Origin of the sequence: Occallatibacter sp. (assembly GCF_049582745.1) — a bacterium.
GTDB lineage: Bacteria > Acidobacteriota > Terriglobia > Terriglobales > Acidobacteriaceae > Telmatobacter.
The window spans coordinates 1-26,245 of sequence record NZ_JBAUUO010000080.1 but is presented as its reverse complement, the minus strand read 5'-3'; the positions used below and the strand labels follow the sequence as shown (position 1 = coordinate 26,245).

21 protein-coding genes are annotated in these 26,245 nt (G+C 57.9%); 13 read left to right on the top strand and 8 right to left on the bottom strand.

Features of this window, described 5'->3' with window-relative positions; all coding sequences use genetic code 11:
* Window positions 1-89 precede the first annotated feature (89 nt).
* Window positions 90-1,085 carry an aldo/keto reductase gene (locus WCA10_RS13410; protein ID WP_472823035.1) on the top strand — a complete coding sequence of 332 codons (996 nt, stop codon included), beginning with the start codon at window positions 90-92 and terminating at the stop codon, window positions 1,083-1,085.
* Window positions 1,082-1,561, top strand: coding sequence for a lipocalin-like domain-containing protein (locus tag WCA10_RS13405; RefSeq protein ID WP_472823034.1), 480 nt, complete (start codon window positions 1,082-1,084; stop codon window positions 1,559-1,561). The genes WCA10_RS13410 and WCA10_RS13405 overlap by 4 nt, the downstream gene beginning before the upstream one ends.
* A 143-nt stretch (window positions 1,562-1,704) precedes the next feature.
* Here the strand turns inward: WCA10_RS13405 and WCA10_RS13400 are convergent, their stop codons facing one another.
* Window positions 1,705-4,218, bottom strand: coding sequence for an ADOP family duplicated permease (locus WCA10_RS13400; protein WP_472823033.1), 2,514 nt, complete (start codon window positions 4,216-4,218; stop codon window positions 1,705-1,707).
* Between the two features lie 12 nt (window positions 4,219-4,230).
* Window positions 4,231-4,572: a PadR family transcriptional regulator gene (locus WCA10_RS13395; protein ID WP_472811839.1), complete on the bottom strand. Its 342-nt coding sequence runs from the start codon at window positions 4,570-4,572 to the stop codon at window positions 4,231-4,233.
* 71 nt (window positions 4,573-4,643) lie between these two features.
* On the opposite strand from WCA10_RS13395, the gene WCA10_RS13390 reads away from it, so the two are divergent.
* Window positions 4,644-6,347: a GH39 family glycosyl hydrolase gene (locus WCA10_RS13390; protein WP_472823032.1), complete on the top strand. Its 1,704-nt coding sequence runs from the start codon at window positions 4,644-4,646 to the stop codon at window positions 6,345-6,347.
* Between the two features lie 60 nt (window positions 6,348-6,407).
* On the opposite strand, the gene WCA10_RS13385 is transcribed toward WCA10_RS13390, so the two are convergent.
* Complete coding sequence (locus WCA10_RS13385; RefSeq protein ID WP_472823031.1) at window positions 6,408-7,886, bottom strand: serine hydrolase; 1,479 nt, start codon at window positions 7,884-7,886, stop codon at window positions 6,408-6,410.
* Window positions 7,887-8,268: 382 nt separating this feature from the next.
* Between WCA10_RS13385 and WCA10_RS13380 the strand changes: the two genes are divergently transcribed.
* The 6 genes from WCA10_RS13380 to WCA10_RS13355 all read left to right on the top strand — a co-directional run bounded on the left by WCA10_RS13380 (window position 8,269) and on the right by WCA10_RS13355 (window position 13,267).
* A complete protein-coding gene (locus tag WCA10_RS13380) occupies window positions 8,269-8,469 on the top strand; it encodes a DUF5678 domain-containing protein (protein WP_472823030.1) in 201 nt (66 codons plus the stop codon).
* Between the two features lie 106 nt (window positions 8,470-8,575).
* Entirely contained in the window at window positions 8,576-8,902 is a 327-nt protein-coding gene (locus WCA10_RS13375) for an aspartyl protease family protein (RefSeq protein WP_472823029.1), read from the top strand.
* Between the two features lie 194 nt (window positions 8,903-9,096).
* Window positions 9,097-9,486 carry a 30S ribosome-binding factor RbfA gene (gene rbfA, locus WCA10_RS13370; protein ID WP_472823028.1) on the top strand — a complete coding sequence of 130 codons (390 nt, stop codon included), beginning with the start codon at window positions 9,097-9,099 and terminating at the stop codon, window positions 9,484-9,486.
* A gap of 184 nt (window positions 9,487-9,670) precedes the next feature.
* Window positions 9,671-11,542 (top strand): ArnT family glycosyltransferase, encoded by a 1,872-nt coding sequence (locus tag WCA10_RS13365; RefSeq protein WP_472823027.1) that lies wholly within the window; start codon window positions 9,671-9,673, stop codon window positions 11,540-11,542.
* Window positions 11,543-11,716: 174 nt separating this feature from the next.
* Window positions 11,717-12,712: a GNAT family N-acetyltransferase gene (locus WCA10_RS13360; RefSeq protein WP_472823026.1), complete on the top strand. Its 996-nt coding sequence runs from the start codon at window positions 11,717-11,719 to the stop codon at window positions 12,710-12,712.
* Window positions 12,713-12,718: 6 nt separating this feature from the next.
* Window positions 12,719-13,267 carry a DUF6714 family protein gene (locus WCA10_RS13355; RefSeq protein WP_472823025.1) on the top strand — a complete coding sequence of 183 codons (549 nt, stop codon included), beginning with the start codon at window positions 12,719-12,721 and terminating at the stop codon, window positions 13,265-13,267.
* A 5-nt stretch (window positions 13,268-13,272) separates the two neighbouring features.
* Here the strand turns inward: WCA10_RS13355 and WCA10_RS13350 are convergent, their stop codons facing one another.
* Together WCA10_RS13350 and WCA10_RS13345 are read right to left on the bottom strand one after the other, a co-directional pair.
* Window positions 13,273-13,455, bottom strand: a complete 183-nt coding sequence (locus WCA10_RS13350; protein WP_472823024.1) for a hypothetical protein — start codon at window positions 13,453-13,455, stop codon at window positions 13,273-13,275.
* Window positions 13,455-13,865, bottom strand: a complete 411-nt coding sequence (locus WCA10_RS13345; protein ID WP_472823023.1) for a DUF6677 family protein — start codon at window positions 13,863-13,865, stop codon at window positions 13,455-13,457. Before WCA10_RS13345 ends, WCA10_RS13350 begins: the two co-directional genes overlap by 1 nt.
* 181 nt (window positions 13,866-14,046) lie before the next feature.
* Between WCA10_RS13345 and WCA10_RS13340 the strand changes: the two genes are divergently transcribed.
* Window positions 14,047-14,688 carry a DUF2238 domain-containing protein gene (locus WCA10_RS13340; RefSeq protein ID WP_472823022.1) on the top strand — a complete coding sequence of 214 codons (642 nt, stop codon included), beginning with the start codon at window positions 14,047-14,049 and terminating at the stop codon, window positions 14,686-14,688.
* Here the strand turns inward: WCA10_RS13340 and WCA10_RS13335 are convergent.
* The gene (locus WCA10_RS13335; protein WP_472823021.1) at window positions 14,685-15,866 is read right to left on the bottom strand and encodes a M24 family metallopeptidase; all 1,182 of its coding nucleotides are present in this window, start codon (window positions 15,864-15,866) and stop codon (window positions 14,685-14,687) included. The genes WCA10_RS13340 and WCA10_RS13335 overlap by 4 nt on opposite strands.
* Before the next feature lie 272 nt (window positions 15,867-16,138).
* On the bottom strand, window positions 16,139-18,361 hold the full coding sequence (locus WCA10_RS13330) for an MMPL family transporter (protein WP_472823020.1): 2,223 nt from the start codon (window positions 18,359-18,361) through the stop codon (window positions 16,139-16,141).
* Between the two features lie 186 nt (window positions 18,362-18,547).
* On the opposite strand from WCA10_RS13330, the gene WCA10_RS13325 reads away from it, so the two are divergent.
* Window positions 18,548-19,228 (top strand): hypothetical protein, encoded by a 681-nt coding sequence (locus tag WCA10_RS13325; RefSeq protein ID WP_472823019.1) that lies wholly within the window; start codon window positions 18,548-18,550, stop codon window positions 19,226-19,228.
* A 4-nt stretch (window positions 19,229-19,232) separates the two neighbouring features.
* Here WCA10_RS13325 and WCA10_RS13320 read toward each other — a convergent pair whose 3' ends face one another.
* On the bottom strand, window positions 19,233-22,529 hold the full coding sequence (locus tag WCA10_RS13320; RefSeq protein WP_472823018.1) for a thioester reductase domain-containing protein: 3,297 nt from the start codon (window positions 22,527-22,529) through the stop codon (window positions 19,233-19,235).
* Window positions 22,530-22,977: 448 nt separating this feature from the next.
* Between WCA10_RS13320 and WCA10_RS13315 the strand changes: the two genes are divergently transcribed.
* Both WCA10_RS13315 and WCA10_RS13310 read left to right on the top strand, forming a co-directional pair.
* Window positions 22,978-24,117 (top strand): fatty acid desaturase family protein, encoded by a 1,140-nt coding sequence (locus tag WCA10_RS13315; RefSeq protein WP_472823017.1) that lies wholly within the window; start codon window positions 22,978-22,980, stop codon window positions 24,115-24,117.
* A 161-nt stretch (window positions 24,118-24,278) separates the two neighbouring features.
* Window positions 24,279-25,616, top strand: coding sequence for a cytochrome P450 (locus tag WCA10_RS13310; RefSeq protein ID WP_472823016.1), 1,338 nt, complete (start codon window positions 24,279-24,281; stop codon window positions 25,614-25,616).
* Window positions 25,617-26,245: the final 629 nt, after the last annotated feature.

The following is a 26,245-nucleotide window of genomic DNA, read 5'->3' as shown; positions in this document are numbered from 1 at the left end:
AGACCGTGCGTGCCTCTTTTATTATTCGAGATGGACGGATCGATCCGGACGCGCATTTGAGGTCCGCAGTGAGAATCAGGAGGAGCGCCGTGGAAAAACGGAAGCTTGGAAACAGCGGTCTGGAAGTATCGGCCATCGGACTCGGTTGCATGGGTATGAGTTGGTCATACGGGCCGCCGAAAGAGAAGCAGGAGATGACTTTCCTGCTCCATGCGGCGGTAGAGCGCGGCGTCACATTCTTCGACACCGCGGAGGTGTACGGTCCGCTGTTGAACGAAGAGTTGATCGGCGAGGCACTCTTCCCATATCGCGACCGCGTGGTGATCGCGACCAAATTTGGTTGGGAGGCGAATCCTGAGGACGGCGGCAAATGGAGTGCTTTGAACAGTCGGCCCGAACACATCAAGCGGGTCGCGGAAGAATCGCTCAAGCGTCTCAAAGTAGAGGCCATCGATCTCTACTACCAGCATCGCGTCGACCTCAATGTTTCGATTGAAGACGTGGCGGGTGCGGTGAAGGACCTTATCCAAGAAGGCAAGGTTAAACATTTTGGCCTCTCGGAGGCGGGTGCGAAGACTATTCGTCGCGCTCATGCGGTTCAGCCAGTTGCGGCATTGCAGAGCGAATATTCGCTGTTCTTTCGAGAGCCGGAAGAGACGGTGATGCCTACGCTTGAGGAGCTTGGCATTGGTTTTGTGCCGTTCAGCCCGCTTGGCAAAGGTTTTTTGACGGGAAAGATCGACGCGAACACCACGTTCGACAGTACCGACTTCCGCAACACTGTTCCACGCTTCAGCGCCGAGAATCGCAAGAACAACCAGGCATTAGTCGATGCCATTGCCGCGTTCGCGGTGAGGAAAGGCGCGACGCCCGCTCAAGTCGCGCTTGCCTGGTTACTCGCAAAGAAGCCTTGGATAGTTCCAATCCCGGGCACGACGAAGCTATCGCGTCTTGAAGAGAATTTGGGTGGCGCGACAATCGAACTCACGGTCGACGAAGTACTGTCTCTTGAGGAGGCTTCCTCGAACATCAAGGTGGAAGGTGCCCGGTATTCACCATTTCATCAGTCGTTGGTGGGTCGATGAACGGCGCTCGTAGAATCGTCTGCGGAATCTCTCTCTTTGTTGCGATGACCGTCAGCCTGGCCGCATCGGGACAGATCGCCAAGAAGGACAGCGCACGAGAGAAGCTGATCGGCGCATGGCATCTCGTCCATATCGATTCACCCGGCCCCGATGGAAAGTCGGCATCTGGCCCTCAACCGGAAGGCATGCTGATCTACACGCAAGACGGACACATGTCCGTTCAACTGATGTATCCAGGATCGGCGGACGCTCTGTCGAACGAGTACGTGCTGAAGGGGTACGAGGCGTCATTTGGCAGTTTTGACGTTGACGAGGCCACACATACGGTGACACACCATGTGCGGGGGTCTATTACCCGTGACTTGCTTGTAGGTAAAGACCTGCCTCGAAAGTTCGAGTTCACGCCCGATGGACGTCTAATCATCCGATCAGCTCGACCGGACGAGCATTGGTTTGTGACATGGGCGCACTACTAAACAGGAGTCTGATTACGACGCGAGACACATTCAGGTCTCTGGTTTGCGATGGGGGTTTCCGCTGTACTGACTGGCGGCTTATGACTGATCCCGATGGCAGCATAACGCTGTAATGGCAGGGGCAGAATTCGTCATACTCGTTCTTATTCGTAGTGCAGGGTTTTCGCGAGATCGAGGCGCAGGGCGCGCCGTGCTGGCAACAGTGCGGCTGCTAGCACGATGGCAAGCAGCACTCCGAGCGCCAGGGCGTAGCTTGCGGGATCGAGGTTGCTGACACCGTAGAGGCCGACGCGGAGAACGCGCGAGGCGAATGCGGCAAGCATTCCGCCTGCAAGCATCCCGAGAGCGACCGGCCATGCGTATTGATGGAGAACCGCAGCCAGCACCGCAGATGGCCGGGCTCCGAGGGCAACGCGGATGGCAATCTCCTTGGTCCGCTGCGAGACCGTAAAGGCCACGAGTCCAATGAGGCCGATACCGGCGAGGCAGACTGCGGCGAGGCCGATGGCGCTGACGGCGGAAGCGATCATTTCGAGACGCGAGACGTTTTCGCGATAGAGGAGCTTGATCTGGCGAATCTCCGGCATGGCTTTGGGGTCGAGGCCTTCGCTGATGGACTTAATTGCGGGTGTGAGTGAGCCGGGCTCGCCGGCGGCACGCACGATGACGACCATGCCGGGCATGTCGTCCGGCTGAGCGGGCCAGTATTGTTCGGCCGCATCGTCATCGTTGAGGGCATTGATGTGCGCATCGCCGGCAACGCCGACGACGGTGCCTTTTGTTTTTCCGTCACCGATCTGCTGGCCGAGCGGGTTCTGACCGGGCCACTGCCGGCGGGCAAAGGACTCGCTGACGATGACGGCGTGCTTCTCGCCGGAGAAGAAGGTGCGACCTGTTTTGAGCGGAATCCCCATGGCAGCGAAGAAGCCGGGATCGACCCAGTTGGGATATATGGTGACAACGCGGCCGTTGATCTCTGTGCGGCTGTTGGACACGGTGTGGCCGAGGGGCGGAAGCTTGACCAGCGAAACTGCGCTGACGCCGGGAACGGAGCGGAGGCGATTCTGCATCTGGTCAAGATAGGATCGAGCGGCTGCCGGGGTGTAGCCGTGCTTGCCCAACTGCGCATCGACGGAGATCAACTGCTGGTAGCCGAAACCGGGGTCGGTGTAGAGGGCGTGTTGCGTGGCGCGGAGCAGCAACGCAGCAACGATGAGAAGTATGCAGCTTGCGGCGACCTGTGCGGCGACCAGCACCTGGCGCACGATGGTTTTATGCTGGCGCTGTCTCGCAACCTGTAGTGCCGGCGCAAGACCGAAGAAGGCGGCGGCGAGGACCGTTGCAACGGCCGTGAATGCCAGAACGCGCCAATCGGGTGTGGCGGTCAACCAACGCGGCGCGTTGGCAGAGTTGAGCAGCAGACGGATGACGAGACAGCCGAGACCGAGGCCGGCGATCGATCCAAGAGAAGAGAGGAGCAGGCTTTCGGTAAGGAGCTGACGCAGGATGCGCGCGCGGCCGGCGCCGATGGCGATGCGGATGCCGATTTCGTGCTGGCGCGCGACGGCACGCGCAAGCATGAGGCCGCCGAGATTGGCGCAGGCGACGGCGAGGATGAGCAGCGTGAGCACGGCTACCATGGCGGCGACGCGATACATTTCAGGCTGCATGATCTGCAGGTGACCGCCGGGCGAGCTCTGGATGAATTCGTTGTCCCAGACGGCTTCGGGGTGTTGTTTGCGGAGTTGGTTGGTGAGCGTGCGCAGTTCCTGTTCGGCGGCTTTGGCGCTGACGCCGGGCGCGAGGCGTCCCCACATGCGGACGGTGGAGTCGTTCCAGTCGGTGAGGGCTTTGCTGCCTTCGATGAAGTAGGGCTGCTGGGCAATCGGCATCCAGAGTTCCGGATGCTGACCGCCGAGACTTGCGAGGGCGTGGGGAGTGACGCCAATGACAGTGGCGGCTCGCTTGTTGATGTGAATGACGCGGCCAATGATATTGGGATCGCCGGAGAAGCGGTTCTGCCAGAGTTCGTAGCTGAGGACGACGGCGGGCGGCGCGGAAGGCGAGGTATCGAGCGAGGGCTCGAAGAGGCGTCCGTATGCTGCATGGGTGCCGAGTTCAGTGAAGTAGTTGGGCGTGAGGAAAGAGGCGCCGGTGAGTTGGTTGTCGTCGTCGATCTGCATGGGAGGGACGCCGAGCACGGCGATTGCCGCGGAGAGAGTTCGCGCGTGCTGCTGGTAGAAGAGGAACGACGGGTAGGCCATCTCGCTGGTGTACTGGTCGAGCGAGCGGCGCTCGAGGCGGACGATGCTTGCGGGATCGCGCACGGGGAGCGGCTTAAGAGCGACCATATTGAAAAAGCTGAATGCCGAGACATTGACGCCGATACCGATGGCGAGAATGAGCACGGCCATCAGGGTGAATCCCGGAGCGCGGGCGAGGATGCGCACGCCATAGCGCAAGTCCTGGAAGAGGCGATCGAGCCAGGTCCAGCCCCAGGCTTCGCGGGACTGCTCGCGCATGCGGAGGGTGTTGCCAAAGTTGTTGCGGCCGGAGCGGGCGGCCATCTCGCGGTGAAACTCCATGTCGGCCTCGAGTTCGGCGTCGAGACGGCGGCGGTTGAGGAGATAGAGAATGCGGCGCCAAAGCTCGCTCATGGGGAAACCCTCCTATGCGGTGCGCAGAATGTCCTGGATGGCCTGGGTGACGCGATCGTAGCCGGCGAGTTCGGCTTTCAAATGTGCACGGCCTGCGGGGGTGAGCCGATAGAAGCGGACTTTGCGGTTGGTTTCAGAGATGCCCCACTCGGCGGTGACCCAGCCCTTGACGAGCATTTTCTGGAGTGTGGGGTAGAGCAGGCCTTCTTCGACGGCAAGGACTTCGCTGGAAAGCAAGTGAATGCGCTGGGCGATGGCGTAGCCGTGCAGAGAACTCGATTGAAGGACGCGCAGGATGAGCATGGGGAGCGCGCCGGGAGGCATTCCATCTTTAGGCCTAATCGACATAGGCATAATATAGTTATGCCTCGGCGATTTGTCAAGAGTAGCGGGTATTCGGCATGATCGAGTGCGGGTGACTGTTGATGGGGCGATGGATTGATGGAGTGACGTTGGCGGCAGTTCTTCTGACCGGCGGAGCCTGTATCCAGGGCCACGCACAGACAGGTGCACCGGCATCGGTCAACGTTCGCGTTGGTCTCGGGAAATCTCTTGGGCCCTACACGCCGATCTACCGGTGGTTCGGCTACGACGAGTCGAACTATACGACCATGCAATACGGCAAGCAACTCTTGCGCGAGTTGCATGATCTGAGCCCGGAACCGGTCTACATTCGGGCGCATCATCTGCTGACGTCGGGGAACGGCGTCGCGGAGCTGAAGTGGTCGTCTTCGAATGTGTTTTCACTCGATGCCCACGGAAAGCCTGTCTACGACTTCACCATTACGGACCAGACGTTTGACGAGTATCAGCGGGCCGGGGTGCGGCCGTTTGTGGAGCTGGGATTCATGCCGAAGGATCTGGCAGCGGAAGTTCCCGGAATGAATGAGTACCAGGTGCATTATCCGCGGCCCACGATGGCGGGCGCATCGAACAACCCTCCGAAGGATTACGCGATGTGGGGCGAGCTGGTGCGGAAGTTCACCGAGCACCTTGTGGAACGCTACGGCCGCGACAGGGTGAGCACGTGGTACTTCGAAGTGTGGAACGAGCCGGACATTGTGTATTGGCACGGTTCGCAGGTGGAGTATTTCAGGCTCTATGACTACGCGGTTGCCGGGGTTCGCGCTGCGTTGCCCGGTGCGAGAGTGGGTGGCCCGGCGACCACCGGCCCCGGCTCGGAGAAATCCATCGAGTTTTTGGAAGCATTTCTGAATCATTGCCTCAGCGGCCGCAGTGCGGCTGACGGCAAGGCGGTGCCATTGGATTTCATTTCGTTCCATCCCAAGGGGCACCCGGAAACGGTGGACGGACACGTGCGCATGGGCCTGGCCGATGAACTGAGGGCGGCGCAAACGGGAATGGGGATCGTGGCGAAGTACTCGCGATTCAGGCATCTTCCCATCATTTTGAGCGAGGCCGATCCTGAAGGCTGCGCGGCCTGTTCGGTGAAGACCAACCCGGCAAATGCCTACCGCAATGGGCCGCTCTATGGGTCCTATACGGCAGTCGCCATGAAGGCGCTGTTGGATCTCGGGGACCAGTCGGGAGTGAATTTGACAGGGATGCTGTCGTGGTCGTTCGAGTTTGAAGGCAAAGATTACTTCGAGGGATTTCGCACTCTCGCGACCAATGGCATCGACAAGCCGATTTTGAATGTCTTTCGGATGGTGGGCCTGATGTCAGGCGATCGGGTGGAGACCGACAGCACAGGGCGAATTCCGCTCGGCGACATGGTGAAATCCGGAGTCAGGCAAGCGCCGGACGTCGATGCTTTTGCAACCAAGGGTGCGCGCCAAGCCGCCGTGATGGTGTGGAACTATCACGATGACGATCTTCCGGCGGCGCCGGCAACGGTGCAGGTGACAATCGCGGGAATTCCAGCGGGAGTGAAGCGCGTGCTGCTGGAGCACTATCGGATCGATGACACGCACAGCAACGCTTATACGGTGTGGAAGGAGACGGGTTCGCCGCAAGCGCCGACGGCGGAGCAGTACGTGCGACTGCGCCAGGCCGGGCAACTGGAGTTGCTGACGTCTCCGCGATGGCTCGACGTCGACCAGGGCGAGGTGATCGTCGAGATGGAACTGCCGCGACAGGCTACGTCGCTGCTGCGGTTGCAGTGGTGAGAGTGGCTCGCTGACCAAGCGGCGGTGTGGTGTTGCGGAGCGATGCAGCGTCAGGGGGATCTATTTCCTTGGTGCTTTCATGTCGTGGTCGTTTTGATGGAGAACCAGGGAGGACACTTTGCCCTGGTCGTCCTTGACGAATTCGATTTCGGCGGGGATGACAAGTGGAAAGAACTTTGTTTGCGTTTCGGCATAGACCGGGAATTTGCCCTGTCCCGTGGCCTGGGTCATCAGTTGACCATTCTCAAGAGTAATGACGAGATCGAAGCCTTTGAACAAAGCGTAGGTGCCTGTGTATTGATCGAGGACCTTGGGATCAACCTGAATGGCGGTGCGGACCGTGGGCTGAAAGTCGGGCCAATGATATTCGGCGGCAACGCTGCGCATGAGTTCATCGGCGATCTGAGCGCCGTTGTCGCCGTTGGTCATCACGAATGCGCCTTCGCCGTTTTTCTCGTAGGCGGCAAAGTTGTTGCGGAAGCCCTCGTTCGCACCTCCATGGGAGAAGTAAGGGTCGGCATCGGAACCGCCGATTTCGAGACCGAGTCCCCAGTGGCCCATGCCCGGCGTCAGCATCTGGCGCGTCATGTCTACCGAGACGACGTGGTTGGCCTTGCCCGTGAGGGACTTTTCGACTTCGATGGCGTAGAGCGCGAGGTCGCTCGGGGTGGTCCACAGACCCGCGGCGGCCATCTCGGGGTAGGTGTGTGCGCCTCCGTCGACCGGTTTCCCGTCGCCGCGATATGGAACGGCGGCGTTCCCGCGCATGGATTCGGGCAGGGGCTGTTCGTAGGTGCTGTGCTTCATGCCGATCGGCGCGAGCACGGAACTGTGAAGCAGTTGGGGAAATGGCTCATGGGTAACGTCGAGGAGCACCTGCTGCATGATGGTGTAGCCGCCGCCGGAGTAGTTCCAGCGGGTTCCCGGAGGCGCTTCGCTGCGGATGGCGGGAGTGTTGGCTGGCTTTTCGCCGTTGAGGACCTGCACCAGCGTCGGGACAGCCTCGGTGCTGGCATATCCGGGAAAGCCATGGACGGTGGTGCCGGCGGTGTGGGTCAACAGTTCGCGCAGAGTGATGGGCTTTCCGGCTGCGATGGGATCGCTGGGGAATTTCCAACTCGTCAGATAGGTATTCACGTCGGCGTCGAGAGAGAGCTTGCCTTGCTGCACGAGGCGCAGACACGCCAACGCGGCAAGCGGTTTGCTGATCGAACCTGCCTGGAAAAGGGTCTCTGCGTTTACGGGAGGGCCGTTGACGCTGCGCACGCCGAATCCGCGGGCCCATTCGATTTTGCCGTTGTGGAGGACGGCGATGCTGACGCCGGGCACGTTGAGTTCCTTCATGCGGTCCGCAAGCGCGTGGGTTGCATGCTCGTCACCTCTCAAGATCACGCCACCCATGAGGCCGGAGGTCACGTGCTGAATGTGCTTCTCGACCAGGGCTTTGCTTTCAGAGGCGTTTTGAGCCACCGAAAATTGCGCGAGGCAAGCGACGAATCCAAGGACCAGTCCAGGTTTGCAGCCGATAAATCCAGGCATGATTCCTCCGCGGAACAACGGTACCACCTGCCCCACGTCTGGAAAGCAGTGTCTTAAAAGTGCGTCGATCGAAAACAGCAAACGCCTGCTTTCCGCGAATGATGCTTCTATCGTTAGGACATGCCACTCCGCGACAAACTCACTTGTATGCGCTCAGCATGACCCGCTTGAGCAATGCGTTAAGTAAGAGATGGGAGCACCTCGAAGCCGCTTATTCTCTATGGTTTGCGTACTTCAGTTTTTGCCGGGACCTTGCGGGTCACTTCTGCAATGGAGGCCGGGATTGAGAGTTACGTCTGGTCGATAGGTAATCTTCCTGCTAATTGACGTTATGGAATCCTTTGCGTATACCTATACGTCTAACGAACGCGAGGGGTTCCCAATGTCTCCTGAATCAGCTGCCCGCCTGAAAGCGCTCCAAGCGGCCCCTATGAACTCCTGGGTTGCGCTCTCAGAAGACGAATCGCGCATTGTCGCCGTGGGAAGCGACTACGCGGAAGTGTCTGCTAAAGCAGATGCTACCGGGGAACCGGATGTGCTGATTTTGAAGACGCCGCCTTCTTGGTCTCCGTTTTCGGTCTAAGCTAAGAGCTTGCCTTTAACAGTCCAATATCGAATCTATCCTGATAATCGGGGAGCGTATATGTACGCGGCAATCTTGCCTGTACAAATAGCTCTTTCGACATCAAATGCACCGCGCACAAAGCGAATCGAAGGCCGTCATTGACTCTGGCGCAGGACGCTGCCTTTTTCATGCGAACTTTGCGGCCGCAATTGGCTTGGACTTAAAAGCTGGAGAACGCGAAGTGCTAAATGGAATCGGAGGACCCGAGGAGACGTGGGTTCATGACATCACGTTGTATACATTCGGCGGCCCCATTCCGATTCAAGCGGGATTCAAAGAAAACCTGCCACTGGCTGCATTGCTGGGAATGAACGGATTCTTCCAACATTTCATCGTCAGATTCGATGGCTCAGCGCGGGAATGCACCTTAGATCGCATTCGTATCAACTAATCATTGTCAACGCACAATTCAGACATGACCCGTCCGGAAGTGTGGTTTCGTTGGCTTTCGCTCTCGCACAGGTAAAGGGCATGAAACCGCGTGATCGGCAACGCACTATTAGGACACTACCTCCGGAAGGGTGACAGGGCACTGCTCTGCTATCCTGATTGGTTTACGTCGAGCCACTGGAGGAGGAGCAGTCGATGCCGGAGCACAGGGGACGGAAGCACCATCAGGACCGGGTGGCGGAAACGCTGCGCGAAGAGATTGGCGCGATGCTCGAGGGCGAGCTCTCGGATCCGCGGATTGCGTTCTGCTATGTGACCGAGGTAGTGCTGAACCCGGGCGGCAAGTCAGCGTCCGTGTATGTCGCTGTCGATAATGCCGTCGCGGACATTGCCAAAGCCGAAGTGGACACGATTGCAGGGCTTGAGGCGGCCAAGGGGTATATCAAGTTCGAGATAAAGGAGCGAATGGGCGTGCGCCATGTTCCGGACCTCACATTTCTGGCGGACCGGTCGGGGCGCTTTCAGGCGCGGATCGAGGAGTTGATGGATCGATCGCGCAAGCGGCAGAAAGCTCGCGTGGAGTGAGCGCATGGATATTGCGAGCATCCTGAAGTGGTGCGCTTGGCCGCGGAGCGGGGTTGAGAACCGGTACGAATCTGTTAGCCTAGCTTTTGTCTGAAACGCGGAGTAAATTCTGCGGATTGCCTTGATTCAAGGTGTGTACTAGATTGCCCGGCCAGTGGGGATCCCCAACCCCCGGGGTAGGCCGGTGGCTGGTTCAGAGCCGCTCCGGGACGCAGTAACCGCGGAGCCGCTGGAACACCGGCCTGGAGAATCGCTCGACGTGGAGATTCAGCTGGACCGAGTTGCACCGGATTCACCCGAAGGCCGACGCCTGCGCCTGCCGACGTGGGCGGAAACCTGCGAGGCCGCGGTCTTTGTGGTCTTCAGCGCCTTCTTCATTCTCTATGGAGTGGTCCCGCTGCTGGGCGGTGATGGCCTGGGTCTTGTGGGTGCGGACGAGCCGCGGTATGCACAGATTGCGCATGAGATGCTGGTGCGCTTTGACGCGGCACACACGCTCGAGAACCGGCTGAGCGCCTGCGTGACACCCTACCTCTACGGACATCCGTGGCTGGAGAAGCCAGCGCTCTACTACTGGCGGGCGATGTTTGTGTTTCAGGAGTTCGGGGTGCATGACTGGAGCGCGCGTCTGCCCTCGGCAAGCTTCGCCTTCATCATGGTGGCGCTGATCTATCTGCACATGCGCCGATTCCGCCCCGGGGGGCACCTGGACGCGGCGCTGATCACGGTGGCCTGCGCGGGGATTATCGGGTTTTCGCGCGGCGCCTCGACCGACATGCAGATGGCCGCGCCGCTCTCGATCGGGCTGCTCGGCTGGTACGCGTGGTACGAGACCGGCTCGAAGTTCTGGCTCTTCGATATCTACTTCTTTACCGGTGTAGCTACGCTGGCCAAGGGGCCGGTAGCTCCTTTGCTCGCGATGATCATCGTTTTCGCGTTTGCATTTCTCCGCAAGGAGTGGTCCATCGTGCAGCGGTCGATTTGGTGGCCCGGGATTGCGCTCTACTTCGCCATCACTCTGCCGTGGTTTATCGCGGTGCAGCACCAGAATCCGACGTTCTTCCGCGAGTTCTTTCTGGAGCACAACCTGGAACGGTTTGCCACCAATCGCTACGAGCACGAGCAGCCATTCTGGTACTACCTTGTTGTAGTGCTCCTGGCGGTGATGCCCTGGACCGTGATTGCAATGCGGGCATTCATCGACGGTGTGCAGACCTCGGTGGCGGAGTGGAGGCTGCGGCGCCTGAATCCGAAAAGGCGTGTGCCGAATCGGATTGGGGACGCTTTCCCTGAGTTTCTGGTGCTGTGGGCAATTATCCCGATCGTGTTCTTTTCGTTTTCGCACTCGAAGCTGCCGGGCTACATCTTGCCTTCCATCCCACCGATCACGATTCTTACGGGCGATTATCTTTTCCGGCGCCGGCAACCGGGTTTGAATCGCTGGGAATTGGTGGGGCACGCCGGGGTGTGCGGATTGATGACGACGTTCGCCTTCCTGCTGCCATGGTTTGTGGGGCATGGGCCGGTGATGCCGCCGGGACGCGCGCTGACAGTGGCGCTGCTGGCCTCGGCCGGAGCAGCGCTGCTGATCGTGGTGGTGGTGAAGGGATACGGCGTGGCCCGGCTGCGCCTTGCAACCATCGGTGTGCTGGTGGTGCTCATGTTCTTTCTTTACGGGGTGGGGCCCTTTTTCGGAATACCGGCGATTGCAGCGAGCAAACGGGCGATTCATCTGCTCGACAAATCGTATTCGGCGCGCGCCCTGGCTGACCGTCTTGCGCTGCTGGCGCCTCAGGATGAGACGGTTGCGGTTTTTCGCGTGCGGCGCGATGTGGAGTACGGGCTGGCGTTCTATCGCAATCGCGAAGTGGTGAATTATGAAGACACTGGCGTACCCGACGAAGAACATCTGCTGGTGGCGCGCATGACCGGGCGGCGCGGAATGGATCTGCACACCTCGGCGGCCCTGCAGGAATACCTGGAAGGCCGCCATTATGAAGAAATTCTGAGCTGGCCGGAGCAGGGTCTCGAGGTTTACCTGGTCGGCGCGCGGTAGTTTCCGGCTTCCCAAAGCAACATCCGAGCATTCTGTAACTTGCAGGGAAGCGGTCAATCGTGGCAAAGTGACCGCAAGGCCCGTTGGCGGCGCGCGCGGTTGTGTGGCGCGTTGTCTTTCTGACTTGTATTGCAGACGCCGGCCGAAAATCCGGCCGCATCCAACAAGGGAATCATGGCAGCTGGCGTGACTATCGAGATCCTGGATCTTCGACATTTTGCCGCGCCGGTGCTGCGACCGGTGCTCGACGCCGAAGGGGAGCTGTGGAGCAAGCGGCTGCACTGGGATTATCGCGCTTCGGCGCGGCTGCTGATGCAGTACCTCGACAACCATTTGCTGCCCGGCTATGCGGCGCTTGAATCCGGACAGGTGACGGGCTACGCCTTCTGCGTGTACGAAGAGACCAAGGCGGTGATCGGCGATGTGTTTGCGCTACCGGGACAGGATCCGGAGACTGCGGTTGCGGCGGAGCCAGCGCGCGAGATCGAATCGACGCTGCTTAAGCATCTGTTTGAGACGCTGCTGAATTCGCCCAATGTGGACCGGATTGAATCGCAACTGCTGCTGCATCCCTCGGGAACGCACGCAGGAATGTTTCGCGATTCAGGATTCGAGATTTATCGGCGGCATTTCATGGTGCAACAGCTGGCCGGGCACTGGAGCAGTCCGCGGGTGAATTTGCCGGCCGAGTTGGAGCTGAGGCCGTGGCGCGACGAAGACCTGAATGCGGCGGCGCGGCTGATTGCGATGGCGTATAACGGCCATCCAGACAGCTTGATCAACGACCAATACCGGTCAGTGCATGGATCGTTGCGGTTTCTGCACAACATTGTGCGCTACTCGGGATGCGGAGTATTTTCTGCGCAGGTATCGCACGTGGTTGTGGATCGGGGCAGCCATGAACTGGCGGCACTGGTTCTAGGTTCACGGGTAAGTCCGCAAAGCGGACATATCACGCAGCTGTGCGTGCATCCGAGCTTTCGTCGGCAAGGGCTGGCGCGCATCCTGCTGTCGGTGGCGGCGGCGCATTTTGTGCGGCAGGGCGTGAGCGAGATTTCGCTGACGGTGACGGAAGCCAACGCGAATGCGATCGAACTCTACAAAAGCGAGGGATACGATTGCACGCACATCTTCGATGCGGCGGTTTGGGAGCGGGACAACGCGAGTTGAGGGTCTATGCGCGAGAGCCCTAGTGCGGCAGAACTCATCGGGAAAATTGAACAGGCATTTGCGCATCGTAAGATTCCTGCCGAAGCCGTTGTGATGGAAGGACGGCTGCAGATCGACTCGGATGTCGAGGATGGACTGTGGTTCCAAGGCAGGGATTGGCGTGAAATCACCAAGGAAGATTGGGAAAAACATCACTGGGGTTTCTCATATCTGAGTCCAGCGGCGTTCGCCTATTTCCTGCCGAGCATCCTCATTCTCACGCTTCGGAATCCGCAAAATTCTCCCGACCTTGCGGTAGACTCCTTCGTTTGGCAATTGGACTCGAGTCCGGGCGTTGAAAATTTGAGTCCGTTCAGCTATCGCTATTTCGAGTTTACCGATGATGAGTTTGAAGCAATGAAGGAATGGCTTCTGTGGGCATGCGAAAACAAGCCTGATGTCTTTCGCGGCAACGCTGTGGGCGGTCCAGGAGACGGCTTCGGCAGGGCATTCGACGCAATCGATCTGATCCACAAGGAAGCTGTGGAGTGCAGGACGCGCGATCGGGAAGATTAGGGACTTTATCGCGCGATCAGGTACATGACCCAGCTGAGCACGATGGCGGAGCCTACGAAGAGCGACCAGCAGTAGAGGCCGTAGCGCAGCATACGCTGCGGGGTTTCGCGCTGCGTGATGCCGAAAACCGTCGAGGCGAAAGTCGCGAAGAGCAGCACAGCTGTAAAGTGGGAGGGGTTGCTGAACATTAGAGCTTCCTCCCGGTGCGGATGTTGTGCGCGTCGACCGCGGCGATGACGTTGAGCAAGCCGGCGACTACGATGAAGCGCGTGCCCCAGTCGGCGACGGTGAGCTGAACGGAATCGGCGCCGAGGCCCATGATGCGGCCAACGATATACAGAAGGCCGCTGCCGAGATCGCCGACGAAGCCGAGAATCTCAAGAATGTCGTGTGCGTTGGCGTAGAGGCGGCCCTGCATGGCGAGGCCCAGGACAAACATGCAGACGATGGAGATGGCCAGCAATGCGCCGCGTCCCCACTTGCGCAGGAGAAAATGCCCGGCGCCGGGGATGAGCCAGCCTGCAATCAGGGGGAGAAAGACGAACCCGCCTTGCGCGCTTTTGGGCGCAGGGGCGTTCTTGTTTTCAGCTTCTGCCATTCCTTTCTGACTATAACGCACGAGACAGGGGTCAGGGTTCAGGGGTCAGGGAGCAGATGGAGCCTGACGGCCTAGCTTCCGGTCGGGATGATGCCGGCGTTCTCGACCATCAGGATCACGGTGCGGTGTCCGTTGATCATGATTGTTGACACAACGCAGTCCTGAATATAGAAGCAAGAGCATGCTTCCAGAAGAGTCCCGCGGGCGACGTGAATTCGTGTGGCCGCTTTGTCTCCTGATTTGTGTGGCAATGGTCATCGTGTGGTCTTGGGTGGGCGCTTACGATCGCACGACATGGTGGCTGGAATCGTTCCCGGCCCTGATTGCGATTGTGATACTCGTGGCCACTTACAGGCGGTTCCGATTGACCAATCTGGCTTATCTCCTGATCGCTCTGCACGGCTGTATCCTCCTGGTGGGCGGCCACTACACCTATGCCCGCGTTCCGCTCTTCAATTGGGTTCGCGACCACTTTCGGTTGGAGCGGAATGATTACGACAAGCTCGGCCATCTTGCCCAGGGCTTCGTCCCCGCCATCGTGGCGCGAGAGATATTGATCCGCCGCCGTATCGTATCTGGCCCGTGGTGGCGCGTGTTTCTCGTGATGTGTATCTGCGTCGCAATCAGCGCTTGCTACGAGTTGCTGGAGTGGGGTGTGGCGTTGCCTGAAGGAAGCGGCGCAGATGCGTTTCTTGGAACTCAGGGCGACCCATGGGATACCCAGAGCGACATGTTTTGTGCCCTGATTGGTGCGGCCGTAGCGCAAATATCGCTCGCGCACATTCATGATCGCCAACTGAACGAGGTACTTAACCAACTCTAGATTCGCACTAACTCGCGCTGGATTTTGCCGGTTACCCAGGCTTTATTGGGGGCGGTGAGCATGTCGATTTCGCTGCGGACGCCGAACTCGGGGAGGTAGATGCCGGGTTCGACGGAGAAGCAGGTGTTGGGCAGAATCCGGCGGATGTCGTGGGTTTCGAGGTTGTCGAGGTGCGCGCCGGGGCCGTGGATTTCGTGGGCGATGTTGTGGCCGGTGCGGTGAGTGAAGTAGTCGGCGAAACCCGCGGAACGGATGACGGCACGGGCAGCGTCATCGGCTTCGAAACCGCAGATAGAGCGGCCTTCAGCGAAAGCTATTTCGACGGTGGCGATGGCGGCGTCGCGGGCATTGCGGACGGTTTCGAAGACGTGTTGTTCGCGCTCGGTGGGCTCGCGGCCGACGACGCCGGTCCAGGTGATGTCGTAGAAGATGGCGTCAGCATTGTCGAGGCGTCCCCAGATATCGATGAGCAGGAAGTCGCTTTCCTTGATGTCGGAGGTGTGATCGGCAGTGGGTTCGTAGTGCGAGTCGGAGCAGTTGGCGTTGACGCTGACGTTGGGGCCATTTTCCCAGACGAGATTGGCGCGCCGCATGCCTTCCGAAAGCCACTGCACCATGTCGAACTCGGTGACTTTGCCGTGTTTGCCTTTGGAGGGGCGAAGGCGGCGGCTGATTTCTCGCCAGGCTTCTTCGAGGATGGCATCGATTGCTTGTTGGGCGACGGTGTGGCTAGCGATTTGCGCTTCGCTGAGCACGGCTTCGAACTGGCTGACGAGGTCCGCGGAACTCACGATTTCTTTGCCGAGGCTGCGCAGGAATTCGATGGTGCCGGCGTCGACCATGGAGACATACATGATGGCGTTGTTGGGCGAGTACTGCATGACGATGCGTTTGGCTCCGCCGAGCATGGCCCTGAGGCCGAGGGCCAACTCCTGCCAGCTTGAGTAGAGTCCCTTAGACCCTGGAAGCATGTCGAGGCGGCCCTGCTCGATGCGGTGCACCAGCTTGCGCGGCTCGCCGGTGGCGGGGATGAAGTAATACCAGCGGCGGGTGATGTGGGCTTTGGGGTCGAGGCCGAGGATGCGCTCGCCGATGGGGTCGCGGTGGTGGTGGTCGTAGAAGAGCCAGCCGTCGTGGCCGGCGTCGCGCAGGGCGGATTGAATTGCTTCCAAGTTCATAGGGGCATTCTAGTGCGTGAAACCGGGAGCTGAGTGAACCGAGTTGATGCCGGCGTTCCATGGTCGGTGTGAGAACCGCACAGCCGAGTTTACGGGCCGTGCTCGCCGGCGGTCGATTTCCTCGAGACCGGACGGTCGCCGTTCTGTGCGGCGCCGCGCAAAGGGCGACGAGTTCGGCACTGAACCCGCGTTTCTTGCTCTTATGTATAGATCGAGAGGGCAATGGTGGAATTTGTTGGCCAGTCGTAATGAAATGGATCATTCGCCGCTCGTCAACGCGACGGCCTGCGTGCCGTGCCGAGCCCTCCAGGCCACCAGTTCCAATCGCCTGCAAGACGCAGGAGCGCGGGGCCGATCACAATTCGCACCAGGGTTGCATCAATGGCCACTGCGACGGCAAGCGTAAATCCAATCATCTTGACGACGAGGAAGTTTCCGAAAGTAAATGCGGCGAATACCACGATCATGATCGCGGCGGCGCTCGTAATCAAACCCGCAGTACGAGCCAACCCCTCGGGGATTGCATCCGCTTCACTCATCCCGCTCTTCCTGGCTTCCAGAACCCGCGCTACCAGAAAAACTTCGTAATCCATGCTTAATCCGAAAACGATCGCAAAGGTGACGATGGGAACGAGGGGAAACACGCTTCCTGTTACCCCATGGACTCCCAGGAGTTTGCTTCCGTGTCCGTCTTGAAAAACCAGGACCAATGCTCCAAAGGAGGACGCAACCGAGAGCAGGTTCAGTGCAATCGCTTTTACAGCGGCAAAGAGCGATCGGAAGCCGGCCAGAAGTGCAACGAGGGTCCCCACTACCACCATCGCCGTGACCGGGACAAATCGGTTCGAGACAATTGTCTGGTAATCGGCATCAAGTGCCGGGATGCCTCCAATTTTTAGAGTTGCGCCAGGCACTCCGGTGAGAGCAAACGCACCAGTCTTGCGGAGCTCGCGCACCCAGTCAACCTGACCGCGCAGAGAAACCGAATCTGTGGGTAACACTTCAAGCAGCGCTGCCCGTCCATCACTACTCAGAAATGTTCGGTGCGTCTCCCGCGACAGGTCAGTGAGGTTCGATCGGTTGCCCTCTGCGATTGTTGTGATGGAAATGACACGGGCGCTGCGAGGGTCGCTGGCGAGTTGCTTTGAGAGACGATCGAGGATGTTCCATCCCGCGTCAGTTTGCGCAATAGAATCGCCTGGCAGTTCGAGAATGATGCGCATCGAATAAACAACGCCAGCCCTGTCCATTTTTTCAAGGGTGTGAAGCGCCTGGACCGATTCCGCCGACTCTGGAAGCCAGTTACCTTTGGGGACCCTCGTATCGAGCCGCGTGGCCTGCCAGGCGAGCAGAAGCAAGGGGGTGGCCGCGAGAAGGAGGGCAAACCAGGGATGGGCAACAATCACCCTTCCCCATCGTCTCCAGCGAACTCCCGTGCGCGCAGACCGATACGCATCCAACTTTGGAGCGAAAGGCATCCGGCCACCATCAATCCGCGGACCGAGCCAAGCCAGCAGCGCCGGAACGAGAACATTTGTCAGCAATACACTGATTCCCGCCACCAGGAATCCAGCGACGCCAATCGAACGGATTTCGCTAATCGGAACCGTCAAGAGGGCTAGAAATCCGATGGCGACAGTTGAGGCTGAAATCAGAAGTGTACGACCGGCCTGGCGTGCCGCAATCTCCGAGGCTGCGGGTCCGTCATGACCGGCGCATATCGCCTCGCGGAAGCGGCTGACCATAAGCAGCGCATAGTCAATCCCCAAACCCAGCCCAAGCATGGTCGCCAAATTCTGAACCAAGATGGACAGGTGGAAGCGCTCGGCCAGCAACCCGGTAATCGCCAGAGTGGTCGCGATGGCAAGTTGGCCAACGGCCAAGGGAATCAGGGAGGCGACCATGCTTCCAAAGGCCAGCAGCAAAAGTCCGAGGGTCGCGGGAATCACGAGACTCTCGCCGCGCCGCACGTCGTCGGCACTCGCTTTCCGAATGTCAAAATTCAGCGGAAGCTCGCCCGTAAGTTCCAGCTTTACGTCCGGGTAACGGCCACGCAGGTTATTCGCGAGAGCGTTGGCTCGTTCGTGAAGCTTTGGAACGAGCGACTCTACCGGTACGTCGGTCGACGCGAGGCCCACTAAAACAAACGTCCCGCCTCCCTTACCCAGGAAAATCGGGTCGCGCAATTGGAGATAAGAAACGACCCCTGACACGCCGGGTTCGTCTCTCATTCCCGCCACGATGGCTGCTAACGCCTGCTCGCCTTCCTCCGAATCCGCGGGCGGGAGGCCCTGAATCACAAGGACCACGCGATCCACGAATGGCGAACGAAAACGGCTTATCAACTCCTGCCGGACGGTTTCCGCTTCGCTACCCTCGACACGAGTTGCCGTTTCCAAATGGCGCTCGGCGTGAAAAGAGAATGGAAGTAGCGCCAGGACCGCTATAAGGACTAAACCGGCCACCCAGAAACGGCGCACGCGCATGAAGCTCATGATTTCATCCAAAATCGTTGCAAGGTAAGGGACATCGTCCTCCTCCTTTGAATCTGCTAGATTGGTTCCGTCGCCTTAGGAGGCTCAATTCTTAGATTCGCGTTGCTCACACTTCTTGCCGCCATTCAACCCGGGACCGCAGACCCGCGCATTGGCTTTTGGACGCTTATCTCTGCGCAATCTGCCATGAATCCGCCCAATAAACTCTCCGTCACGGCTCTTCATGATGGAGTGCACGTAATCATGTCAGGCGACACCCACTTCGATTTCACAGCCAAGTCGAACGGGCACGACACGCCCGTATCGGGAAATCCGGCATTTAATCAAGTCGAACTCCACAGAATCAATAAGAGGGAAGCCGAGGTCAAGGAGAAAAAGGACGGAGCAGTCGTGGCGACGATTCGCGAGAAACTTTCCAATGACTGGGACGAGCTGACAATTACAACTGCGAGCAAAGGAAATCCCGACCAGATCTCCGTTTGGACGCGAAGCGGGCGCGCGAAGGCATCCAAAGATCCACTTGCCGGTGAATGGACGCAGGACCTCAGCAAGACACGTTTGCGCCAAGGGTTGGTGCTCAAGATCGAGCCGGACGGAAACGGAGGGGTTCGCTTTTCCGGCGATTTCAGCTACACCGCCCGTTTTGACGGAAAGCAGTACGATCTGAAGAACTCGCGCAACGATACCGTGGTGCTTCAACTTGTCGATTCTCACACGGTGGATTCATTTTACCGGCGCGACGATCAACTGGCGGAAAAGGACAGGTGGGTGGTTTCCGACGATGGGAAGCAAATGACGCAGATCGACATGGGCACGTTGGAATCCGGTCAGCGTGTCACTGAGAAGCTGGTGTTCAAAAGGCAGTAAAGGATTATGCATCTGTGCAGGCGACAGGCACGGCGGGCGATGACGCAGCGCTGACCTCACGAACCGCGACCGAGACGACCCCCTTACGGTACATGAATTTCAGAATGCCGTTGACCGTATCCTCGAGCGAAGGATCGGCTATTCCTCGCACCGAGGCGTCCCGAGCTTGTTGATAGCAGGAGCTGTCATAGCGTTTGAACTCCATCGCGGTGATGTTATCGACGGAGCCCACCAGAAAATCAAGCAGTGGAAAGAGCAGATCTTCCTTGCGACATCTCCGGATCAATTCAGGAACGAAATCCTTAACGCTGAATATTTCGAATTGCCGCCCGGTCGACTTGGTAATGAGCCCGGTAATATCCAGCATGTTCGCATAATCGTCCCGCACCACATGGTAGGTCTTGTTTTGCGTGCCAGGAGAGGCCGAAATCGCGACGATATTGTTCGCCACAATGTCGGCGGGAACGAAACTGACCTGGTTTAGGGCATCGACTCCAACGCCGTGATTGACCATGAATGCAACCAGGCGAACCGCAATATCGAAGTTGTTTCCCCCTCCAGTCACGGAGGGACTTACGAGTGCGGGCCGGAAGATACGCGTAGAAAGCCCTCGACTGCGCGCATCTGCAACCACCTGTTCCGCTACCCATTTTGACTGGCTGTAGCCAAAATCGAGAAGCTCCATCTTCTTGTTGAAATCGGTCTCATACAAGACGCTCTTAACGGCCCAGCCAAACACGAAGGTTGTCGAGATGTAATTGAATTCCTTCGACCGTCCCTCGAACGCCAGTCTCAAGACCTCGTTTGTTCCCATCACGTTCGCGTCGCGCATGCGGTCGTAGTTGAACAGGTAGTTCACAGTCGCGCCATTGTGAAAAACCGTATCCAGTTTATTGGTCAGGAAATCCCAGACGTCCTGCGTGAGGCCCAACTGTGGCAATCCGAGATCGCCGCAAATAGGAATCACGCGAGCCTCGAACATCTGCATTAGCCCGGCCGGGCATGGCCCCATCGATTCCATCGCCGCTCTCAGTCTTTGCCGTCCCTGCACTTCATCAGAAGACCGGACGAGAACATAGATCTTTGCTTGCGTCTGTTCCAGCAAACTCTTCATGAAGAACGGTCCGATGAAGCCGGTACCGCCTGTCAGGAGCACATGATTCATTTCTGGTATCACGGGCAATGGCGCAGGTTTTGCAGGTGCGAAAATGAGCTTCTTGTCGTTGCTCATCATCTCCATTTCCGCGGCGCGCAGCTCTTCACGGAAGGCGGCCAGCGAGTGCCGCAACTCAACCAGCGCTTCTTCGGGAGCACGCTCCAACTGCTCGGCCAGTCGAAAGAGTTCGGCGACGCTGACACGCTGAATCACACTGATATCGACCTGCCTGGCCAGCATCTCGGCGCCTTTATCCTTCAACCGTTCTTTGAGTTCGTGCATGAAAACGACAAGATCCAGTGAATCCAGCCCTGCCTCGACCAGGTTGTACGATTCTGTGCCTGTCAGGTTGTACCTGGCTTTCATTTCGTCGAACGTCGACTGCATCTCAGAATCGGATTCAGAGCATCCGGTATCCTTCTCCCGGGAAAACTCAGAAAGAACGGTAAATTCGCCATCAAGCCACATCTGCTTGGTCTTGTGGCGCATGATCTTGCCCGAACTGGTTCTCGGTATCGCACGAGGCGCTATGAAGGAGATTAGCGCCACTTCGACATTGAGATAGTTCCGGACCGCGGCGGCAATCTTGCGCGCGTCTGGAAGCGCCTTTGGGTTTTTCACTTCGGCCACGATTGCCAGCGCAGGCTCGCTGTCTTCGTGAATCTGGAACGCGGCGACACAATTGTGTCGGATCAGGCCCGACCCTCTCTCCACAGCATTCTCGATATCCTGAGGGTAATAATTCTGTCCGCGAAGGATAATCATGTCCTTGATGCGGCCGCACACGAAGAGCTCTCCGTCGTGGAAGAATCCCATATCGCCGGTCCGGAGGTAGCCATCATCGTAGGGGCTATCGTCCACGAGGCGCGCGCGAAACTGCTTCAGCGTCAATTCGGGATTATTCCAGTAGCCTAGACATTTTCCGCTTCCGGCAATCCAAATTTCACCGATATGGCCGGGCTCAAGGGCGACGTGCTGATCCGGATCCACGATTCGAACGTCCATACTCGGGAGCGGAGTTCCACAGCTGACAATCCGGGTGGCAGCGTCGATTTCGGAAACCTCAGTCGTCATGCGGGCCTTCCCCAGTGCGAGAGCTCGCTTGTTGACCGAAACGATATTACGGCCGCCGATTGAAACCGCCAGAGTATTCTCGGCCAGGCCGAAGGCGGCATAAAAGCTCTCCGACTTGAGTCCGTAGGGCTGAAACGCCTCCAGAAACCGTGTGTATGTATCTGGTTTTACGGGTTCCGCAGCGCACATCAAGACCTTGAGCGAACTTAGATCGCAACCTTCCAGGCTCTCCTTGGAGAGCCTCCCTGCGCGCAGGCAATAGTCGTATGCGAAGTTGGGCGCCGCCGTCGCAGTTGCCTGATAGGTGTTGATCGCGTCGAACCAGAGGACCGGCCGCTGAATGAAGTCCGTTGGAGCGAAGCCATGTGTTGTGCCCCCTCTAAGCGCGGGATAGAGGTAGCAGCCAATCAGCCCCATATCGTGATACTGCGGAAGCCAGGACACGACTACCGGGTCGGGATGGTCGATCACGAGCGGATAGGTGTGCAGGATGTTTTCATGCGTCACCATTACACCCTTGGGTTCCATCGTGGAGCCCGAGGTGTACTGGAGAAACAATATTTTCGAAAGATTGACAGAACGTTCGGCCGAAATCGCTTCTACTAATTCTTCAGTGACGATCCACGGAAGGGCCGAAATGTAATCGACGTCCACTCCGGACGCCGAGACTCCACTTCGAGTGAGATTCGTCTTCAGAGATGCGTGGTAGTCCTTGCTCGTCAATACCCCGGCCGCCTGACAATCCTTGGCGATGTGGACCATTTTGTACAGCGCGCTCTGGAAGCCACGAGAACTGGGGGGATAAACAGGCACGGGGATCAAGCCGGCGCGCACGCAACCAAAAAATGCGCAGATCATCTCGAGCCCCGGAGGGTAGGCCAGCAGAAGTCGGTCCTCTGCCGCGAAATGACCATCGTTCATCAAGTGCGAGGCGATCGACTTCGTCCGATTGATGAACGACGCGTACGAGTAGCATTCGATCGGATTGCCGTTCAGGTCAATGTACGAATAAAGAAGCTTGTGAGGTTGCTCCTCCCCTAGCCTATCCAGTTGGTCCAGAATCGACGCCATAATTGATCCGAATTACCCTCCAAGATGGGATTGAAACATCAAGTGCGAAAGAAGCGCGGAACGTCCTGCTACTCCCCATCCCCCTGGAGGTGAAATTCGTCTGAGTCTCAAGTGCCGAAATCGAGTTTCGGCGAGAATTGGCTGGGGCGGCGAAATATTGCAGGACCACGACCAGGCGTCTGACGCGCCACTCGAAGCATCCTCGTTCTATACGATGGATCGATTCATGTTAGCAGAGCCAGGAAGCAATGTAACGCATCTTCCTTTCCAGGAACGAGGCGCCCCAGGCCAGATCCGACTGGAGCGAATTTTCTTGATTCTCCATAAATCTTCACGCTAGTATCACTTTCGACGCCTGCGGCGGGGCAACAGATCCGCTGGTATCCTAGCTACAGAGTGCTATTGGCCGGGTTGAGCCGGTCAGTTTGACATGATTCTGAAGGTGCCCTTGGCGTCCGGAACCGAAGCGGTGATCAATCTTCAGCTGGATATCGATGATCTTGTAACATCGGAGGTCTCGCCGCGGGAGCCCGCAGGCGATGCAGCAAGTGCGTCTTCCTTCCCGAAAGTCTTACGCCGCCGACTCGACAAGTTCTTTGCCGACCAGAGCATTTCTCCCAAAGCCGACCGCTCGATGTGGGTCAAAATATCAGTGGGTCTGGCAATGCTGTTGGGCAGCTGGATTGCTCTCTACGCGCTGAAGCCGGATTCATGGAAATTCTTGGCCCTCTACGTTATTAGCGGTCTTGCCCAGACATTTCTTTTGCTGAACATTGCCCACGACAGCAACCACAACGCTATCTCGTCTGTGCCCTCCGTAAACAAAACCCTGAACTATGTTTTCGATGTTTGCGGAATCAGCTCGTACATGTGGCGGATTCTCCATCATCGAGGGCACCACTCCTGCATCAATCTCCACGGTGAAGACGATGCGCTTACGGGACGCGGCATCTTTCGGTTTACGCCTCATGAACCCCGCGCGAGCTATCACCGGTTCCAACACATCTACGCGTTGTTCTTTTACGCGATGTTCTCACTCGACTACGTTTTCGTTAGAGACTTTGAGAGTTTCTTCTTCCCGTCTCACGATTATCTGAAGCGCACCAGACATCCGGCGCGAGAATACTGCATCCTCTTTGCGGGCAAGGCTTTCTACCTCGCCTACATGCTGATTTTGCCGGTGTTCGTCCTCGGGAAGTCGCTGCTTCTGGTCGTTGGGGCCTTCCTGCTGGTCCATTTGATCATTGGTTTGACGGTATCGCTGGTATTCCAAACAACGCACACTATTGACAGCACCTACTTTCCGTCGGATCGCAGCGAGTTTGACAATGGCGTCTATCACATCTTCGCCACAACAGCCGATTATGCGACCGATAACCCGGTCGTAGGTTGGCTCGTTGGCGGGCTCAACCATCACATCGTCCATCACCTGTGCCCATTCGTTTGCCACACCCACTATGATTCGCTCACCCGGATTGTGAGGGAGACGGCTGAAGAGTTTGGCGTCCCTTATCGGCAGCATCCCACCATGACCCGGGCAATCCGCCATCATCTGCTACTTTTAAAGCAATTGGGAAACGAATTCTAATTTTGAGCGAATACTCCCTTACCTATGGCTACCCTACCGCTTCAGGCTGACCACATGAGATTCCGAACGGTTCTAAGCAAGCATATGTGTAGCGGGGTGTGAAGTTGCCCGCGCCGATACCCGCTGTTTCCCGATTTCGCTCCTTCGCCGATTCGCGGGCCATGGCCCGCAATCCCGTGCAGATTCTGACCAAGTACACGGATGGCCTTGGCGCCACGTTCCGGTTCTATCTGGGCGGACTTAAAGAAGCGATAGTTACAACCGACCCCGCCGTCATCCAGCATGTATTGAAGACCAATGCGGAGAATTACCAAAAATCCGAGATTCAAGTAAAACGGATGGGCCACTTCCTGGGCAAAGGTCTTCTGACCACCCACGGAGATGCCTGGCGCACGCAGCGGCGCCTTATCCAGAGGGGCTTCGAACGAAAACAGCTTGAGATCCTTTCTTCGATCATGCAGGACTCTCTCACTGAATCACTGGGGGAATTCGACAGGCACGTTAGTCTCGGCCCCGTAGATATCTACCCGCAATTGATGAAAATGACCTTCTCGATGGTCGCCAAATCACTGTTTGGCACTCGGCTGAAGGAGGAGGACATCGATCTGGTCAGTCGTACCATCTCGACGGTCCAGGAATTCATTGTTCAGCAAACCATTCGACCATACCTCAACCCCTGGTTTGCCATCGCGGGTGAACTGCGCAAGCATGAAGAGATGCGCGTCCGCGCAGATGGCGTTCTGCTGGAATACATCCGGGTTCGCCGCAACCAGGAGCCCGGCCACGACCTGCTGCAGATCCTGATGGATGCCCGGTATAGCGACGGCGAAGGCATGAGTGACGAACTTGTCCTGAGCGAAAGCATGCAACTTCTGGTTGCCGGCCATGAAACCTCTTCCAATGCGCTCTCGTGGGTTCTCTATCTCCTAAGCACGCACCGGGACTGCCTCGAAAGAGTACGGCAGGAGTTTCATTCCGTGTTGAGCGATGCGCCGCTGAGTTTTGGCGACGTACCCAAGTTCGAGTTTGCTACTCAGGTGATTCTCGAGGCACTCCGCCTTTACCCACCGTTTTGGATGGTCGACCGCATGGCTGTCGCCGACGACAACGTAGGAGATCTCGCCATACCGCGAGGATCGATGGTCATTGTGTTCGTCCACGGCACGCACCATGCGCAACGGTACTGGCCTGATGCGGAGAGCTTCGACCCGGCGCGGTTCAGCAAAGCGAATGAAAAGCTGCACACGCCTTTTACCCATCTACCCTTCGGAGCCGGCCCGCGTGGATGTATCGGCGGAAACTACGCGATGCTGCAGATCCTCATGATTCTGAGCGAACTGCTCAGGCGATACGACCTTCAGCTAACACCGGGTCAGACGATCGAACCGCGTCCAATGGTCATCCTGCGGCCGAAGCACGGAATCCGCATGTCCTTTACCAAGAGAATCGCATCCGATCTGGGCCTCGCGAAAACTCTATCCGAAGGAATTGGGGCATGATTTGTAAGGTCGTGAAAGCCGACTTTTTCCGTTCAAAATCGGCGTAGAGTTTTGTCCTCTTTTTGCCCCCTTTTGCGCTCAAATCGGGCCTATTTTGGCCGTATTGGAGCCAACGAGGACGAAAAGCGAAGCCTAACTCGCTTGAAAGATTGGTTTCACTGGGAAAAAGCTGGAGGCGCGGGCCGGGATCGAACCGGCGCATAAAGGTTTGGCAGACCTCTCCTAAAATAAGCTAAGTGTTTTAACATCAAGGCAATATTCTCGGAACTGCTAGATTTGCCCCCTTTTTGCCCCCTTCTGTTTCACGGCCTTCAGGTTTGTGGAATGACTTGGTGCGCGCACTCGCGATGCCCTTGCTGGCTGTTCACCAACGCGCGACGTAATGACCATCGAGCGCCAGCCTACTCGGCGATACAAATCCTTGCTCAAGGAGTGCGTTGCGGAATGTGCTTATCAAGAGAGCCGTAACGAGTCACTTGGCCAGAGATCACTTGTCCGAGCGGCCGGTTTGAACGAAGTCGCTGGCGCGACGGACTGAGAGTTGTGGTTAGCGCAGCAAGGTCCGCCGTTTAGGGTGAGTGGTCATAGGAGGAGGTTCCTATGACCCCACTTCGCCAGCGCATGCTGCA

Coding starts and splice junctions, on each gene's coding strand:
- WCA10_RS13375 (WP_472823029.1), top strand. CDS start 8,576: ATGCACCGCGCACAAAGCGAATCGAAGGCCGTCATTGACTCTGGCGCA.
- WCA10_RS13310 (WP_472823016.1), top strand. CDS start 24,279: ATGGCCCGCAATCCCGTGCAGATTCTGACCAAGTACACGGATGGCCTT.
- WCA10_RS13330 (WP_472823020.1), bottom strand. CDS start 18,361: ATGAGCTTCATGCGCGTGCGCCGTTTCTGGGTGGCCGGTTTAGTCCTT.
- WCA10_RS13405 (WP_472823034.1), top strand. CDS start 1,082: ATGAACGGCGCTCGTAGAATCGTCTGCGGAATCTCTCTCTTTGTTGCG.
- WCA10_RS13360 (WP_472823026.1), top strand. CDS start 11,717: ATGGCAGCTGGCGTGACTATCGAGATCCTGGATCTTCGACATTTTGCC.
- WCA10_RS13395 (WP_472811839.1), bottom strand. CDS start 4,572: ATGCCTATGTCGATTAGGCCTAAAGATGGAATGCCTCCCGGCGCGCTC.
- WCA10_RS13390 (WP_472823032.1), top strand. CDS start 4,644: ATGGGGCGATGGATTGATGGAGTGACGTTGGCGGCAGTTCTTCTGACC.
- WCA10_RS13320 (WP_472823018.1), bottom strand. CDS start 22,529: ATGGCGTCGATTCTGGACCAACTGGATAGGCTAGGGGAGGAGCAACCT.
- rbfA (WP_472823028.1), top strand. CDS start 9,097: ATGCCGGAGCACAGGGGACGGAAGCACCATCAGGACCGGGTGGCGGAA.
- WCA10_RS13380 (WP_472823030.1), top strand. CDS start 8,269: ATGTCTCCTGAATCAGCTGCCCGCCTGAAAGCGCTCCAAGCGGCCCCT.
- WCA10_RS13350 (WP_472823024.1), bottom strand. CDS start 13,455: ATGTTCAGCAACCCCTCCCACTTTACAGCTGTGCTGCTCTTCGCGACT.
- WCA10_RS13385 (WP_472823031.1), bottom strand. CDS start 7,886: ATGCCTGGATTTATCGGCTGCAAACCTGGACTGGTCCTTGGATTCGTC.
- WCA10_RS13355 (WP_472823025.1), top strand. CDS start 12,719: ATGCGCGAGAGCCCTAGTGCGGCAGAACTCATCGGGAAAATTGAACAG.
- WCA10_RS13325 (WP_472823019.1), top strand. CDS start 18,548: ATGAATCCGCCCAATAAACTCTCCGTCACGGCTCTTCATGATGGAGTG.
- WCA10_RS13340 (WP_472823022.1), top strand. CDS start 14,047: ATGCTTCCAGAAGAGTCCCGCGGGCGACGTGAATTCGTGTGGCCGCTT.
- WCA10_RS13335 (WP_472823021.1), bottom strand. CDS start 15,866: ATGAACTTGGAAGCAATTCAATCCGCCCTGCGCGACGCCGGCCACGAC.
- WCA10_RS13345 (WP_472823023.1), bottom strand. CDS start 13,865: ATGGCAGAAGCTGAAAACAAGAACGCCCCTGCGCCCAAAAGCGCGCAA.
- WCA10_RS13400 (WP_472823033.1), bottom strand. CDS start 4,218: ATGAGCGAGCTTTGGCGCCGCATTCTCTATCTCCTCAACCGCCGCCGT.